This is a genomic window from Methylobacterium indicum (genome assembly GCF_017347565.1).
Classification (GTDB): domain Bacteria; phylum Pseudomonadota; class Alphaproteobacteria; order Rhizobiales; family Beijerinckiaceae; genus Methylobacterium; species Methylobacterium indicum.
In genome coordinates this window covers 3,560,782-3,575,313 of record NZ_AP024145.1, presented here as the reverse complement: position 1 = coordinate 3,575,313, position 14,532 = coordinate 3,560,782, and the positions used below count along the sequence as shown (strand labels likewise).

At 72.0% G+C, this 14,532-nt stretch carries 17 protein-coding genes; 4 read left to right on the top strand and 13 right to left on the bottom strand.

What is annotated here, in order from left to right; translation table 11 throughout:
- Window positions 1-91 precede the first annotated feature (91 nt).
- From miv_RS16775 to miv_RS16755, 5 genes are all read right to left on the bottom strand, one after another.
- Entirely contained in the window at window positions 92-364 is a 273-nt protein-coding gene (locus miv_RS16775) for a hypothetical protein (protein WP_207177874.1), read from the bottom strand.
- Between the two features lie 156 nt (window positions 365-520).
- Window positions 521-721, bottom strand: coding sequence for a Trm112 family protein (locus tag miv_RS16770; protein ID WP_048430619.1), 201 nt, complete (start codon window positions 719-721; stop codon window positions 521-523).
- A gap of 87 nt (window positions 722-808) precedes the next feature.
- On the bottom strand, window positions 809-1,477 hold the full coding sequence (locus miv_RS16765) for an LON peptidase substrate-binding domain-containing protein (RefSeq protein ID WP_048430620.1): 669 nt from the start codon (window positions 1,475-1,477) through the stop codon (window positions 809-811).
- A 139-nt stretch (window positions 1,478-1,616) separates the two neighbouring features.
- Window positions 1,617-2,525, bottom strand: a complete 909-nt coding sequence (gene trxA, locus miv_RS16760; RefSeq protein WP_048430621.1) for a thioredoxin — start codon at window positions 2,523-2,525, stop codon at window positions 1,617-1,619.
- Window positions 2,526-2,691: 166 nt separating this feature from the next.
- Window positions 2,692-3,156, bottom strand: coding sequence for a MarR family winged helix-turn-helix transcriptional regulator (locus tag miv_RS16755; protein WP_058618637.1), 465 nt, complete (start codon window positions 3,154-3,156; stop codon window positions 2,692-2,694).
- Window positions 3,157-3,233: 77 nt separating this feature from the next.
- Here miv_RS16755 and miv_RS16750 point away from each other — a divergent pair, with 77 nt between their 5' ends.
- Entirely contained in the window at window positions 3,234-5,021 is a 1,788-nt protein-coding gene (locus miv_RS16750; RefSeq protein ID WP_207177873.1) for a chloride channel protein, read from the top strand.
- A 6-nt stretch (window positions 5,022-5,027) separates the two neighbouring features.
- Here the strand turns inward: miv_RS16750 and miv_RS16745 are convergent, their stop codons facing one another.
- Genes miv_RS16745 through miv_RS16735 form a run of 3 tightly spaced genes read right to left on the bottom strand, consistent with a single transcriptional unit; the run spans window position 5,028 to window position 7,842 of the window.
- Complete coding sequence (locus tag miv_RS16745; RefSeq protein WP_048461592.1) at window positions 5,028-5,516, bottom strand: Lrp/AsnC family transcriptional regulator; 489 nt, start codon at window positions 5,514-5,516, stop codon at window positions 5,028-5,030.
- Between the two features lie 51 nt (window positions 5,517-5,567).
- Window positions 5,568-6,491, bottom strand: a complete 924-nt coding sequence (locus miv_RS16740) for an ROK family protein (RefSeq protein ID WP_207177872.1) — start codon at window positions 6,489-6,491, stop codon at window positions 5,568-5,570.
- Between the two features lie 4 nt (window positions 6,492-6,495).
- The gene (locus miv_RS16735) at window positions 6,496-7,842 is read right to left on the bottom strand and encodes a dicarboxylate/amino acid:cation symporter (RefSeq protein WP_207177871.1); all 1,347 of its coding nucleotides are present in this window, start codon (window positions 7,840-7,842) and stop codon (window positions 6,496-6,498) included.
- A gap of 439 nt (window positions 7,843-8,281) precedes the next feature.
- Here miv_RS16735 and lgt point away from each other — a divergent pair, with 439 nt between their 5' ends.
- Both lgt and miv_RS33385 read left to right on the top strand, forming a co-directional pair.
- Window positions 8,282-8,923: a prolipoprotein diacylglyceryl transferase gene (lgt, locus tag miv_RS16730; RefSeq protein WP_207177870.1), complete on the top strand. Its 642-nt coding sequence runs from the start codon at window positions 8,282-8,284 to the stop codon at window positions 8,921-8,923.
- A 367-nt stretch (window positions 8,924-9,290) separates the two neighbouring features.
- Window positions 9,291-9,473 carry a prolipoprotein diacylglyceryl transferase family protein gene (locus miv_RS33385; RefSeq protein ID WP_244748556.1) on the top strand — a complete coding sequence of 61 codons (183 nt, stop codon included), beginning with the start codon at window positions 9,291-9,293 and terminating at the stop codon, window positions 9,471-9,473.
- A gap of 8 nt (window positions 9,474-9,481) precedes the next feature.
- On the opposite strand, the gene miv_RS16720 is transcribed toward miv_RS33385, so the two are convergent.
- Entirely contained in the window at window positions 9,482-10,384 is a 903-nt protein-coding gene (locus tag miv_RS16720) for a CYTH domain-containing protein (protein WP_048429768.1), read from the bottom strand.
- Between the two features lie 151 nt (window positions 10,385-10,535).
- A complete protein-coding gene (locus miv_RS16715; RefSeq protein ID WP_244748554.1) occupies window positions 10,536-11,138 on the bottom strand; it encodes a TetR/AcrR family transcriptional regulator in 603 nt (200 codons plus the stop codon).
- Window positions 11,139-11,230: 92 nt separating this feature from the next.
- On the opposite strand from miv_RS16715, the gene miv_RS16710 reads away from it, so the two are divergent.
- Entirely contained in the window at window positions 11,231-12,532 is a 1,302-nt protein-coding gene (locus miv_RS16710) for an MFS transporter (RefSeq protein ID WP_207177867.1), read from the top strand.
- 25 nt (window positions 12,533-12,557) lie between these two features.
- Here the strand turns inward: miv_RS16710 and miv_RS16705 are convergent, their stop codons facing one another.
- Genes miv_RS16705 through miv_RS16695 form a run of 3 tightly spaced genes read right to left on the bottom strand, consistent with a single transcriptional unit; the run spans window position 12,558 to window position 14,524 of the window.
- A complete protein-coding gene (locus miv_RS16705; RefSeq protein ID WP_207177866.1) occupies window positions 12,558-12,965 on the bottom strand; it encodes a DUF2000 domain-containing protein in 408 nt (135 codons plus the stop codon).
- A gap of 33 nt (window positions 12,966-12,998) precedes the next feature.
- Complete coding sequence (locus tag miv_RS16700; protein WP_244748553.1) at window positions 12,999-13,853, bottom strand: AraC family transcriptional regulator; 855 nt, start codon at window positions 13,851-13,853, stop codon at window positions 12,999-13,001.
- A 17-nt stretch (window positions 13,854-13,870) separates the two neighbouring features.
- Entirely contained in the window at window positions 13,871-14,524 is a 654-nt protein-coding gene (locus miv_RS16695; RefSeq protein ID WP_058619485.1) for a YoaK family protein, read from the bottom strand.
- Window positions 14,525-14,532 lie beyond the last annotated feature (8 nt).

The following is a 14,532-nucleotide window of genomic DNA, read 5'->3' as shown; positions in this document are numbered from 1 at the left end:
ACGTCTAAAAATCGCGACGATCTAAAAAGATCCGTCTTTGCAACGTCGCGGCGGAGCGGACGGTATGACTTCGCCCGCTCCGCGCCCGCCCTCAGCGGCCGTGACGGTGCCGGCGGTGGTGGTGGTGATGGCGTCCGCGCAGGTTGGTGCGGTAGGCGCGCCGGCCGGGATCGATTCCGAGCACGCCGTTGACGCCGCCGACGGCGCCACCCACCGCTCCTCCGACGATGCCGCCGACCGGGCCGGCGACGCGGTTGCCCTCGCGGGCGCCCCGCTCCATGCCGCCGGGGATGCCCTGCGCCTCGGCGGCGCCGGCGAGCGCCAGGGTCGAGAAGGCGAGGGCGGCGATGAGCCTGAGCTTCATGATCGTCACTCCGAGGGGCCGGCACGGTGCCGGCCCGGCGCAGGACTAACGGCCGAGCCGCCCGGAGGGTGGCATGCCGGCCTCGCGATCGGCCAGGGTCGTTACCGAAACGTCACAGGCCGGTCGGGGCGACGAGGCGGACGGCCGGGGCCGTCCTCACTCCGCCAGCGCGCGAGCCTCTTCCGGCAGCATGATCGGGATGCCGTCGCGGATCGGGTAGGCGAGCTTGGCCGAGCGGCTGATCAGCTCCTGGCGGGCCGAATCGTAGTCGAGCCGTTCCTTGGTCAACGGGCAGACCAGGAGCTCGAGGAGCTTGGGGTCGACGCGGGCAGCCTCGGAGGCGGGAGAATCGGTCATGGGTTTCCTCGAAGGTCCGTCCGGGTGGTCCGGCGGGGCATGTGCCGGGACGGCTTAGCGCCGGGAGGCCCTGGCGCAAAGCCCGGCCTATTGCAGCGTCGGCTCTCCGCCCGCTCCCCGCACCAGTTCCATCTCGGTCACGGCGATCAGCACCTCGGCCCGGGTCTTGAGGTCGGGGGCCTCCAGCATCGCCTGCTTCTCGCGCGGGCCGAACGGGCTCATCATGCAGAGCGCGTTGACCAGCGCCTCGTTCGGCGCCTCCTCGATCCCCGCCCAGTCGACCTTGAGGTCGTTGGCGTCGACGAAATCGCGAAGGGCCTTCAGCACTCCGGCGCGGTCCACCGCTTCCTCGCCGGCCCGGGCGTGGAAGTCGCTCTCGAAGGGCGCGAAGGTCACCTTGCAGCGGCGGTAGCCGGTCGTGGTGGAGAGCTCCTCCTCGACGCGGAAGCGCGCGATGCCGGTGAGCGAGATCAGGTAGCGGCCGTCGCCGGTCTCGGCGAACTGGGTCACCCGGCCGGCGCAGCCGACGCGAAACAGCTTCGGCGAGAGCGGCGTCTCGCCGGATTCCGAATCCGGCTGGATCATGCCGATCACCCGGTCGGTGCGCAGCGCATCGTCCACCATCGCGAGGTAGCGCGGCTCGAAGATGTTGAGGGGCATCTGGCCCCGCGGCAGCAGCAGGGCGCCGGGGAGCGGAAAGACCGGGATCACGACCGGGCAGTCGGACGGTCCCTTGTAGGCGACGTTCATGCTCATCGGCGTCGCTCCCGCGAAACGAAGGGGACCCGGGCCCGTCGTCGCGGGTCCGGGATCGCATCCGTTGTTCTAGGGCGCCGCCCTCCGGCGTGGATACCTGTCCGGCGTAAATGCCGCGCCGGAGTGGCCTTTCGGTCCGTCAGGAGAACATCAGGGTCGAGAGCTTGCGTCGGCCGCGGATGGTCATCGGGTCCATCGGGCCCCAGGCCTCGAAGAGCTGCAGCAGCTGCTTGCGGGCGCCGTCCTCGTTCCAGGTGCGGTCGCGGCGGACGATCTCGATCAGCTGGTCGACCGCCTCCTGCTGCTGGCCCTTGGCGTTGAGGCCGAGCGCGAGGTCGAACCGGGCCTGGTAGTCGGCCGGGTCGGCCTCGATCCGGCGCTGGAAGCCGGCGAGGTCGCCGAGGGAGGCCGCCTGCTCGGCGAGCTCGATCGCCGCGCGGACCGCGGCGATGGCCGGGTCCTTGGCGGTCTCGGGCGGTGCCGAATCCAGGAACTGGCGCGCGCCCTCGATGTCGTCGCGGTCGAGGAGCAGGCGGGCGAGTGCCGCGATGGCGCCAGCATGGCCCGGCTCCTGGCCGAGCACGGCGGCGTAGATCTCGGCGGCGGCGTCCTGGTCGCCAGTCTCGGCGGCGGCTTGCGCCTCCGCCATCAGGTCCTCGACCGCGGTGGGGCCGAGGGGGCCGACCAGGCGCTCGATGAAGGCCTTCACCTGGCCCTCGGGCAGGGCACCCATGAAGCCGTCGACCGGCTGGCCGCGCTGAAACGCGATCACCGCGGGGATCGACTGGATGCCGAGCTGGCCGGCGATCTGGGGATGCTCGTCGATGTTCATCTTAACGAGCTTCACCTTGCCGCCGGCGTCCTTGACGGCCTTCTCGATGATCGGGGTGAGCTGCTTGCAGGGCCCGCACCAGGGCGCCCAGAAATCCACCAGCACCGGCTGCTGCAGGGATTCCTGCATCACGTCCTGGCGGAAGGTCGCGGTGGTGGTGTCCTTGATCAGCGCGCCCGCAGGAGTCTGGCCGGCCGCGGGAGTGTCGGTAAGCATCGATGACCTCGGGAGAACGGCCTTCACGTCGCGGGCCCGGTTGGCCCGCCGAACAGATGGGGTAGACCGGCCGCCCCGGCCAGGGCAAGGCGCAAGGATAGGCGCGAGGCCGAGGACCTGCACGAGGCCGAGACGGGTATGCGATCCCGGATCCGCGTCCCGGATCTCACCCGTCGCCGCGCCGCCTCATGCGGCCGAGGGCCTTCGTCAGCGCCGGCTCCAGGGTGCGCAGCTCCTCCAGATGTGCCGCGGTCAGCCGCGCCAGCAGCGCCTCGGCCTTCGGGGTCGGCGTCAGCGCCACCCGGCGACGGTCCTGGGGCGAGGCAGCCTTCGTCAGGAGGCCCGCCTCGACCATGCGCGAGACGAGCTCCGCCGCCGTCTGCGGTGCGACCAGGAGCTGCGCGGCCACGAACCCGACCGTCGGCGGGCCGTCATGGCCGGCGATGGCCAGGAGCGCCTGGTGCTGCTGGGCCGGCAGGCCGACCTTCGCGGCCGCCGCCTCGCTGAAGGCGAGAAAGCGCCGCAGTTCCAGCCGGAACGCCGCGATCGCCGCGTATTCCTCCCGCGCGAGTCCCTCGCCCGCCGCCTCGTCCCCTGCAGCATCCCGGCTCTCGCCTGCATCCCCATCCATCGGCTCGCGTCCCGTTTAAAAACATCGTATTGCGATATATATCGATCGACATCGAAGACCCGCCCGAGAGCCCTCGCATGCCCCGTTCCCCGACCGCCGCACCGGTCCGGCGCCGGCCCCTGGCCGATTTCCGTGCCGATCCGCGCCTTCTCGTCCTCGTCGCCATGGCGCTGCTGATCGGGCTTGCCGGCACGGTCGCCGCCTGGGGGCTTCTCGCCCTGATCGCGCTCGTCACCAACCTCGCCTGGTTCGGACGGTTCGCGATCGGCAGCGCGTCGCTTGCGGGAGCGACGCCCTCGCTGTGGATGGTCTGTCTTCCCCCGCTCGGCGGCCTCGTCATCGGGCTGATGGCACGGTTCGGCTCGGAGAAGATCCGCGGTCACGGCATCCCGGAGGCGATCGAGGCGATCCTGATCGGCGGCAGCCGGATGTCGCCCAAGGTCGCGGTGCTGAAACCCGTCTCCTCGGCGATCTCGATCGGTACCGGCGGTCCGTTCGGCGCGGAAGGGCCGATCATCATGACGGGGGGCGCCCTCGGCTCGCTGTTCGCGCAGTTCTTCCATCTCAGCGCCGCCGAGCGGAAGACCCTGCTGGTCGCCGGCGCGGCGGCCGGCATGACGGCGATCTTCGGAACGCCGGTCGCCGCCGTGCTGCTCGCGGTGGAACTGCTGCTGTTCGAATGGCGCCCGCGCAGCTTCATCCCGGTGGTCGCCGCCGCCGTCACCGCGACGGTGCTGCGCCCGGCCCTGTTCGGAGAAGACCCGCTGTTTCCGTTCGCCGCCGATCCGGTCCTGCCGTGGTGGGGGCTGATCGCCTGCGCGGGCCTGGGCGTCGCGGCCGGATTGCTGTCGGGGCTGCTCACCACGCTGCTCTACGCCTGCGAGGACGCCTTCGAGCGCCTGCCGATCCACTGGATGTGGTGGCCGGCGCTGGGCGGCCTCGCGGTCGGCCTCGGCGGGCTGGTCGAGCCCCGGGCGCTCGGCGTCGGCTACGACGTCATCGCCGATCTGCTCGGCGGACATCTGGCGCTGAAGGCCGTGCTGCTGATCCTCGGCGTCAAGGCGGCGATCTGGCTCGTCGCGCTGTCGTCCGGTACTTCGGGCGGCGTGCTCGCCCCGCTCCTGATCCTCGGGGGAGCCATGGGCTGGGTCGCCGGCACGCTGCTGCCGGGCCATCCCGGCTTCTGGGCGCTCCTCGGCATGGCGGCGATGCTGGGCGGTACGATGCGGGCGCCGCTCACCGGGGCGCTGTTCGCGGTCGAGCTGACCGGGGACGTGCACGCGCTGCCGGGGCTGCTCGCCGCCTCGGCGGCGGCCTACGCGGTGACGGTGCTGCTTCTCAAGCGCTCGATCCTGACGGAAAAGATCGCCCGGCGCGGCCAGCACGTCACCCGCGAATACGGCATCGACCCGCACGAGCTCACCCGCGTCGCCGACGTGATGGTGCGGGACGTGGACACGCTGCCGGGCGCCATGCCGCTACCGGAGGCGGCCGCTGTGCTGGCGGCCGGGCGGCACCGGACCTACCCGGTGGTGGACGATGCCGGACGCCCGGTCGGCCTCGTCTCGCGGGCCGATGCGCTGCTGTGGACGACGGAGCCCGAGCACGGGGGCGAGCGCCTCGACGGGCGGGTCCCGGAGGACGCGCTCGCCGTAGTCCATCCCGGCGACGTCACGGCGCACGCCATCGAGCTGATGCTGGCCACCGGCCAGGGCCGCCTGCCGGTCACCGACCCGGAGAGCGGCCGGCTCGTCGGGCTCCTCACCCGCAAGGACCTGCTGCAGGTGCGCGCTGCGTTCGGGCGGGCGGAGGCGGAGCGGCAGGCGTATTTCGTGCGGGGGCCGAAAGCTGCGCAGAGCGCGTGAGACGGGTCACCCCTTCAAGTGATCCAGCGGCAACGCCGTCGTGTACTTCACCTGATCGAGCGCGAAGCTCGACCGGATCTTCGCCACCCCGGGGATGCGGGTCAGGTAATCGACGATCAGCCGCTGGTACTCGGCCAGGTCCTCCACCACCACCCGCAGCATGTAGTCGGCCTCGCCGCTCATCAGGTAGCATTCCATCACCTCCGGGCGGTGGCGGATGGCATCCGAGAAGGCCTGGAGGGCGGCCTGGGTCTGCTTCTCCAGCGAGACGTGGACGAAGACGTTGACGTGGAGGCCGAGCGCCTGCGGGTCGGCCACCGCGACGCAGCGCCGGATGATGCCCCGGGCCTTCAGGTCGGCCACCCGGCGCCAGCACGGCGAGGTCGAGAGCCCGACCGCCTCGGCGAGGTCGCCGATGCCGATCTCGCTGTCCTTTTGCAGGTGCTCGAGGATGCGGATCGAGGCCGGATCGAGGTCGACGGGTCTGGCCGGCACAGGCGATCTCCGGAAACGCGACAAACGGTCGAGACGACCGCCTAACATGCCTCAGCCGGCAGGCGCATCCGCGTCGTTCCACAGCCAGGCCGCCCCGCGCACCCCGGAGGCGTCGCCGTGGCGGCTCGGCCGGATCGGGGTGTCGAACCCGCCGCCGAAGACGTGCGGGGCGACGCGCCCCGGGAGGGCGTCGTAGATCTCGGGGATGGTCGAGAGGCCGCCGCCGAGCACGATCACGTCGGGGTCGAGGACGTTGACGATGCCCGCGATGCCGCGTCCGAGCCGGTCGAGCCAGCGCGCGAAGGTCGCTCGCGCACCCTCGTCCCCGGCCCGCATCGCCGCGACGATCGCCTCGCCGGTCATCGCCCGGTCGGTGTGCCGCGCGTGATCGGCGGCGAGGCCCGGACCCGAGAGCCAGGTCTCGATGCAGCCGTGGCGGCCACAATAGCAGGCGGGGCCGGGGCGCTCGTCGTCGCGGGGGGCGGGCAGGGGATTGTGGCCCCACTCGCCGGCGATGCGGCGGCGCCCGGACAGGGCCCGTCCGGCGAGCGCGATGCCGGAGCCGACCCCGGTGCCGAGGATCACCGCCCAGACGACCGCCGCACCCGCCCCCGCGCCGTCGACCGCCTCGGAGACCGCCAGGCAGTTGGCGTCGTTCTCGAGCCGCACCGGCCGGGCGAGGACGCGTTCGAGGTCGCCGCCGAGCGGCCGCCCGTTGAGCCAGGTCGAGTTGGCGTTCTTGACGAGGCCGGTCCCCGGCGCGAGCGCGCCGGGGATGCCGATCCCCACGGTCCCGGATCCGCCGGCCGCGTGCTCGAGCGCGGCGACGAGGCCGGCGATGGCCCGGAGCGAGGCGTCGTACTCGCCCCGCGGGGTCGCGATGCGCCGCTCGGCCAGCACCTGGCCCGACGCATCGAGGGCGATCCCGGCGATCTTGGTGCCGCCGAGATCGATGCCGATGCGAAGCCGACCCATCCGCCTAGGGCGCGACCGGAACCGGCTTCTCGTCGGCGATCTCGGTGCCGATGGCGAGGGGATTGGCCATCACCTCGCGCAGCTTGACCGGATCGAGTTCGCCCTCCCAGCGGCTGACCACCACGCAGGCGACGCCGTTGCCGACGAGGTTGGTGAGCGCGCGGCATTCCGACATGAACTTGTCGATGCCGAGGATCAGCGCCATCGCGGCGACCGGGACCGGGTTGCCGGGAATCGCCGCGAGCGTGGCGGCCAGCGTGATGAAGCCGGCGCCGGTGACGCCGGAGGCGCCCTTCGAGGTCAGCATCGCGACCGCGATGATGGTGGCGTACTGCGCGAAGCTGAGATCCGCCCCCACGGCCTGCGCCAGGAACAGGGTCGCCAGCGTCATGTAGATGTTGGTGCCGTCGAGGTTAAACGAGTAGCCGGTCGGGATGACGAGGCCGACGACCGAATCCGAGGCGCCCAGCCGCTTCATCTTCTGCATCATGTGCGGCAGCACCGTCTCGGACGAGGAGGTGCCGAGCACGATCAGGAGCTCGTCCTTGATGTAGGCCAGGAACTTGAGGATCGAGAAGCCGGAGAAGCGCGCGATCAGGCCGAGCACCACCAGCACGAACAGGAGGCTCGTGAGGTAGAAGGTGGCGACGAGGCCCGCGAGGTTGCCGAGCTTGCCGATGCCGTACTGGCCGATCGTGTAGGCCATGGCGCCGAAGGCGCCGATCGGCGCGAGCTTCACGATCATGCCGATGATGCGGAAGAAGATCTCGCCCGCCGCCTCGATGGCGTGGGTCGCCGGCTTGCCGCGCTCGCCGAGCCCCGTGATGACGACGCCGGTCAGGACCGCGATCAGCAGGATCTGCAAGAGGTCGCCGCCCGCGAAGGCGTCGAAGTAGCTCTTGGGGATGATCGCCATGATGTGGGCGATCGTCGAATCGGCCTGCGCCTTGCTGACGTAGCCGGCCACCGCCTTGGCGTCGAGCTGCTCCGCCGTGGCGCCGAAGCCGGCGCCTGGCCGCACGATCTCGCCGACGATCACGCCGATGACGAGGGCGAGGGAGGACACGACCTCGAAGTAGACCAGCGCCTTCAGGCCGACGCGGCCGACCTTCTTGAGGTCGCCGATCGACGCGATGCCGTGCACGATGGTGCAGAAGATGATCGGCGCGATCATCATCTTGATCAGCGCGATGAAGGCGTCGCCGAGCCACTTCATCGCCTTGGCGGTGTCGGGGGCGACGTAACCGAGCAGGACGCCGAGCGCGATGGCGATCAGAACCTGGATGTAGAGGACCTTGTACCAGGGCTGCGACGAGCCCGGGGCCGTCGCGGACGGCGTGGCGTGCTGCATGATCGTTCTCTCCCCACGCTGCCCCGGCCGTCTTGAGTTCGGCCGTCGCGGTGCGGCCTTCGCCGCGTATTCAACCGGAAGTTGCTCGATGGCCGGGACGTACCGACGGTCCGGCCCGCTCGTTCGTCGACGAACACTCGCATCGACGAACACTCGCATCGACGGACACCCGCGGACGTCTCCGGTGGTCGTCCTGCCGGCCCTGGGACCGGTGGCGCGGCATGCAGCGTGGGAGTAGCGACGTCAACGCCCTCGCGGCATGTTTCGCCACTCCGCCACGAGTTCGGCGCGGTGGCAATCCCGTCATGGGGAAAAATTATCCGGGTCGAGACATGCCGGACACACCGGCCCCCGGCTCCCGGCGAGTCGCGCCGTGGTCGGGGATGACGGCGGCATGCCCGAACCTTGAGGCAGAAGTACCACGGTACTGGTGATCCACATGGCCTTCATGCAGCCGGACCTGTCGCCCGTTCTGGTCCAAATCGGTCCGGTCGCGGTCCGCTACTACGGACTGGCGTATGTCGTCGGCATCGTTGCAGGAATCTGGCTGATCCGCGCTGTCCTTCCGCGCTCTCCATTGGTCATCGATGCGCCGGCGATCGACGATGTCGCGGTCTTTGCCATCGTGGGCGTGGGCGGCCGGCTCGGCCAGGTGCTCGTCTACGAACCGGCCTACGACCTCGCGCACCCGGCGGAGATCGTCCAGACTTGGACCGGCGGCATGTCGTTCCACGGCGGGCTTGTCCCCGTCGTGCTGGCTGGCTTGGTCTTCTGCCGCATCCGGCGGCTCGATCCGCTCGCCTTCGGCGACCTGCTGGTGCTCGTCGCTCCGGTCGGGATCGGGCTCGGGCGGCTGGCGAACGTCATCAACGGCGAATTGTGGGGGCGGGTCACGGCCGTGCCCTGGGCCGTCATCGTCCAGCGCGCCGGACCGGAGCCGCGGCACCCCTCGCAGCTCTACGACGCGCTGGGCGAGGGTGCGCTGCTCTTCGGCCTGCCGTGGCTCCTCGCCGTGCGGGCCGGCAGCCTGCGCCGGCCTCAGCGGACTTGCGTTGGCAGGCCACACGGTACACGACATTGAAGAAAGTGGAGGCCACCACGCGGGCGTTCCACCCCCTTTCCCGGACGACTGGAGCGTCAGCGGAAGGAGATCCGGGATCCAGCAGAGGACATGCCGCGAAGCGGCTCAACCTGTTGCACCGTCGCAGACAATGAGACGCTTCGCGGCTTTTCGTGCTGGATTCCGGATCTCTTTCCGCTTCGCTTTAGTCGTCCGGAAAAGGGGTTGGTTTGCAATGGGTCATGGAGCCTGGCTGCACGGTTCCCGGCCAGTGTCGTGGACCGTGGGCAGGCCAACGCTTCGCCCGCTTGGGTTCTTGTTGTGTCGCAGATTTTCGGCGCCGAACCGGTATCCACTTCGGCGAAATCTGATCAGCGACATCGTCGGCGTGTTCCTCGTCGGCTATGCGGCGGCGCGCTCGGCCTGCGAACTCGTCCGCGAGCCAGACGGCATCGTCACGGTCGCCGGTGTCACGCTCACCGCGGGGCAGTGGCTGCCGCTGCCGATGGCCGTCGTCGGTCTCGTGCCGATCGTCCGCCCGCGCCTGGCGGCGCGGACGGCGTCTTCGTGAGCGACGCGTCAGGGCGTCGGCTGGGTCCGGCGCGGGCGCACGGTCCAGCGCTCGAAGGCCGGGGTGCCGTCGTCGCGCGCGGCATCCCCGCCCGGCACCGCGGCGCCGAGGGCCTGCGACAGGCTCTCGATCACGTCGTCGATGCGGGTGTCCTGCGGCGGCTCCGGCGGGGGCGGGGGCGGCGCCGGCTCGTGAGCCGGCTCGGCCTCGGCCTGCGGCGGCGCCGGCTCGGGGGCGGCCTGGTGGACCGGCTCGTGCACCGGCTCGGGCTCCGGCGGTGGAGGCGGCGCCGGCTCGGGGGCGGGCGGCGTCGCGATGCGGCGGAGCGCGCTCGCCATGCCGGCCTCCTCGCCGCCGCTTCGCGGCGCGGCGTAGCGGCCGAAGCCGTAACGCGGCTCGATCAGGTCGAGCACGGCGTCGAGGGCGGCGTTGGACAGGCCGATCTCGCCGGGCTGCGGCACGCCCTGGAGGGCGATGCTGCGGCCCTCGTAGGCCGGATCGGCGGTCACCTCGGGGCCGAACCACGGCGGGGCCGGGAAGCCGTTGGCCTCGTCCGGGTTGTCGAACGTCACCGTCACCACGTCGACGGTGCCGGGGGCGACGTAGCGGTCGATCAGGGCGTCGCGGCCGTTGCCGAGCGCCACCTGGGTACGGTCGTAGGCGGCGCGGCCGGCGCAGACATCGAGGAGCGCGTCGCCATGGGCGCGGGGCACCTCGGTTCGTTCCTCGGTCGCGGCGCCGCCGTCGGAGGTGACCAGGACCAGGTGGCACTGGCCGCCATCGACCCGCACGAACGAGGTGCGGCCCGACTGGGACGGGAAATAGCCTTCGGTGATGCGGGAGGAGCCGCGCTCCTTGCGGATCAGGCGGACCAGCGCCGGCGCGACCTGGAAACGTCGTACGAGGGTCATACGCTCAACTCCACGGGGGTCGCGGCCTCAACGACCGCGATCGGCGTCAACTCTCGCGTATCGGCTCAACGGGACGACGGAATCAAGGCCGGGACGGTGATGTCGCGGATTTATTGACCGTTTTCGCGTCACGGAGCGCAAATTCGGGGCGTCACTCCAGGCTCGCGGCGATCAGCGCCTCGGCGGCCCCGGCCAACGAGCGGTTCGGCCCCTCGGCTCCGAAGATCTGGCCACAGGCGAAGGCGCCCTCGATCAGGAGCAGCAGGGCGTCGGCGAGGGGCTCGGGCTTTCGGGCGCCGATCGTGCGGGCGACCTCGGCGAGGCGGGCATGCAGGGCGCGCTTGCTGGCGAGCACCGCGGCGCGGGCCGGATGGTCGGCCTCCGGGTACTCGACGAGGGCGTTGGTGAGGCCGCAGCCGCGAAAGCCCGGCCGGGCGCTGCGCCCCGCGATGCCGGACAGGAACGCCACCAGCCCCGCCCGGGGATCGTCCGCGTGCGCCGCCAGCGCCTCGTCGAGGCGGCGGCGCAGACCCGCGTCGTAATCCTCCAGGCAGGCGACCACGAGGGCGTCCTTCGAGGCGAACCCACGATAGAGGCTCGGCTTCGTCACCCCGGCCCGGGCCACGATCTCGTCGACCCCGACCCCGCGGATGCCCCGGCTGTAGAAGAGCTCCCGGGCGACCGCCCGGATCCGGTCGCCGGCCCGGGCCGGGCCGCTCCCGTTGGGCCCGTCCTCCGGGGTCCCGTCCGCCATACCCGTCGCCCCCATCCTGCGCCCGATGCCCTTGACGATGTTACTGACCGGTACGTACCCTCGTAGCACGATTCGGGGAGGGGTGTCCCAGCATGAGTTCGACCATGTCGCCGCGTGGCATCGCCCCGCCGAGGCCCCGGCCCTTCGGGCAGAACTACGCCTTCGTGGTGGTGGGGGTGATCTTCCTCTGCCTGCTCGCCGCCGCGGGCCTGCGGGCCTCGCCCGGCGTGCTGATCCTGCCGCTCGAGCAGGCCTTCGGCTGGAGCCGCTCCACCACCTCGTTCTCCGCCGGCCTCGGCATCTTCCTGTACGGCCTCGTCGGACCCTTCGCGGCGGCGCTGATGCAGAGCTTCGGCATCCGCCGCACGCTGCTCTGCGCGCTCGCCCTGATGTCGGCCTCGACGGCGCTGAGCGCGCTGATGACCGAGCCCTGGCACCTGATCGCGACCTGGGGCGTGCTGTCGGGCCTGGGCAGCGGCTGCGTTGCCATCGTGCTCGGCGCGACCGTGGTGAACCGCTGGTTTGCCGTGCGCCGCGGCCTGTTCATGGGGCTTCTCACTGCCAGCACCGCCACCGGCACACTGATCTTCCTGCCGGGCCTCGCGGCGATCGCGCAGGCCGGGGGCTGGCGCCCGGTGGTGCTCACGGTGGCCTGCGCCGTCGCAGCCCTGATCCCGCTCGTCGCCTGGCTCCTGCCGGAGCGCCCCTCCGATATCGGCCTCACCCCGTACGGCGCCGCGCCCGGCACCGTCGCCGAGCCGCCGCGCCGCGCCAATCCCTTTCGCGCCGCGATCGACGGGCTGGTGCGGGCGAGCGCCAAGGGCGACTTCTGGCTCCTGTTCGGCACCTTCTTCATCTGCGGGCTCACCACCAACGGGCTGGTCGGCACCCACCTGATCTCGTTCTGCGCCGACCAGGGCATCCCGGAGGTGCGCGCGGCGGGGCTCCTGGCGATGATGGGGATCTTCGACCTCATCGGCACCACCGGATCGGGCTGGCTCACCGACCGCTACGACCCGCGCAAGCTCCTGTTCGTCTATTACGGCCTGCGCGGGCTCTCGCTGATAGCGCTGCCCTTCACCGACTTCTCGTTCTACAGCCTGTCGATCTTCGCGGTGTTCTACGGCCTCGACTGGATCGCCACGGTGCCGCCGACGGTGCGGCTCGCCAACGAGACGTTCGGCGAGCGCGACGCCCCGATCGTGTTCGGCTGGATCGCCGCCGGCCACCAGCTCGGCGCGGCGACCGCGGCCTTCGGCGCCGGCCTGGTGCGGGCCTCGGAAGGGCGCTACCTCGAGGCGTTCCTGGCCGCCGGACTCACGGCTCTCATGGCCGCCCTGATGTCGCTGATGATCGGCCGGATGCGCCGGGCGGCGCCGGCCGTGGCGGCCTGACGGACGGGGGCGTGCGCCCGGCCCGTCACGGGTGCAGCGACGCCCCCTTGGTGGCCTTGTCGACGTCCTTCTTCGGGCCGTGGAGGGCGAGGCCGACGAGGTCCGGCGCGTCGGCGGGCTCGGCGCGGAAGACCTCGCGGTTGGCGGCGTCGTGCCCGGTCTCGAACATCGCCCGGACATAGGCGCTGCGGGCGAGGTCGCGCTGGATCGCCTGCTGCCAGGCCCGCTGCAGCACCTCGGCCGAGGCGGAGAAAATCAGGATCGGCTGGCCGAGGAGCCGGGCGTGGGTGCGCCCGGCGGCGTCGCGGTAGGGCTCGCCCATCGCCTCGGGCACCGCCCCGGCGATGCCGGTCGCCAGGAACGCCGTGACGTTCAGCTTCTGCCATACGGCGAGGTCGTCGCGGACCAGGATGGCCACCTTGGTGTCGAACATCGAAACGCTCCCTGCGGGTGATCGGGTGCAGGGCTAGTCGAGGAGATGCGCGCCGTCTGGAACGTCCGTGCGCCCGCGCCGGTAGACGGCGGGGGTCAGGCCGTAGGCGCGGCGAAACCAGCGGCCGAGATGGCTCTGGTCGGAGAAGCCCGCCATCAGCGCGGCCTCCGCCGGCGGCACCCGCTCGCGCAGCAGGGCGCGGGCCCGGGCGAGGCGCAGCTCGACCAGGCAGGCATGGGGCGAGGTGCCGAAGCGCCGCCGGAACGCCCGGGCGAGCTGGAACCGGTCGGCGGCGCCGACCGCCCGGGCGAGCGCGTCGAGGCCGAACGGCGTGGCGGCGTGGGCGTGCAGGTAGTCGAGCGCGCGGTCCGCCACGGCCGGATCGCCGTCGGGCGCCGGGCGCGGCGGGGCAGCGCCGAGATGGCCGCGCAGCCGCTCGGCGAGGTCGTCCATCGCCGCGTCGGTCGCGAGCGGCGAGCTACCGCCGAACACCGTCCGGCACGCCTGGAGGATGGCCGCGCCGAGGTGCCGGTCGTCGGCCAGGGTGGCCCGGAACCCGAGATGCCCGTCGCGGCCGCCCATCCGGTCGCGCAGCCAGTCCTGCGGCAGGTAGAGCATGCTGTAGCGAAAGCCCGCCGCGCGCAGGGCCTGCCCGTCGTGGCGCTCGCCGGGCTCGATCAGGATCACCCGGCCCGCCGTGCTCTGGCGGCGCGCCCCGCGGCAGAAGAAATCCTGGATGCCGTCATGGGTGACGCCGACCAGCCACTCGTCGTGGTGGTGCATGTCGTAGGCGTGGCCGTGGAAGCGCGCCGTCACCGCCTCGATCCCGCTCGCCGCATCCCGCCGCAGGTGGATCACGTCGCGGGGCGGTGCGCACTCGTCGGCCACGGCGGTGCCTCCGGTTCTCACGCCGCCGCCCGCACGGCCCGGCCGACGGCGAGCGCCAGCACCAGACCGACGCCCAGCATCGGCACCGCCAGGGCCTCGAGCCCGTGAGCCCGATACGCCAATCCCCCCGCCACCGCGCCCGCGACCAGCGCCAGCCAGGTGCAGGCATCCGGCAGCCAGCCGAGAGCCGGGCCGATCCGGGTGGCGGCCTGGGCCAGGGTGTGGCTGAGGCTGAACAGGGTCCCGGTGACGAAGGTGACGCCGGGCCGGAATCCCGCGCTCCGGCGGAGCGCCGCGTTCTGCGCCCCCATGGCGGCGGCGAGAAGCGGCGCCACCGGCCCCTGCGCGGGGCCGAAGGCGAGGGACAGGGCCGCGGCCAGGAGCGCCGCCTCGACCGCCAGCACCGCGGCCGGCCCCCAGCGGCCGGGGGTGCGCAGCGAGACCACGCTGCCGCAGAAGCCGCCGGTAAGGAACGACACGAAGAGGAGGCCGATCTCCCAGGCGACCGGGTGGCCGGGTTGCGCCAGCGAGACCGCGAACTGGGTCGAGTTGCCGCTCATGAACGAGGTGTAGAGCCCGTCGAGCCGCAGAAAGCCGACGGCGTCGACGAAGCCGGCGGCGGCGGTGAGGAGCAGGCCGCCGGCGATGTCGAGGGGAGGGGTGTCGCGCATGGGAGGAG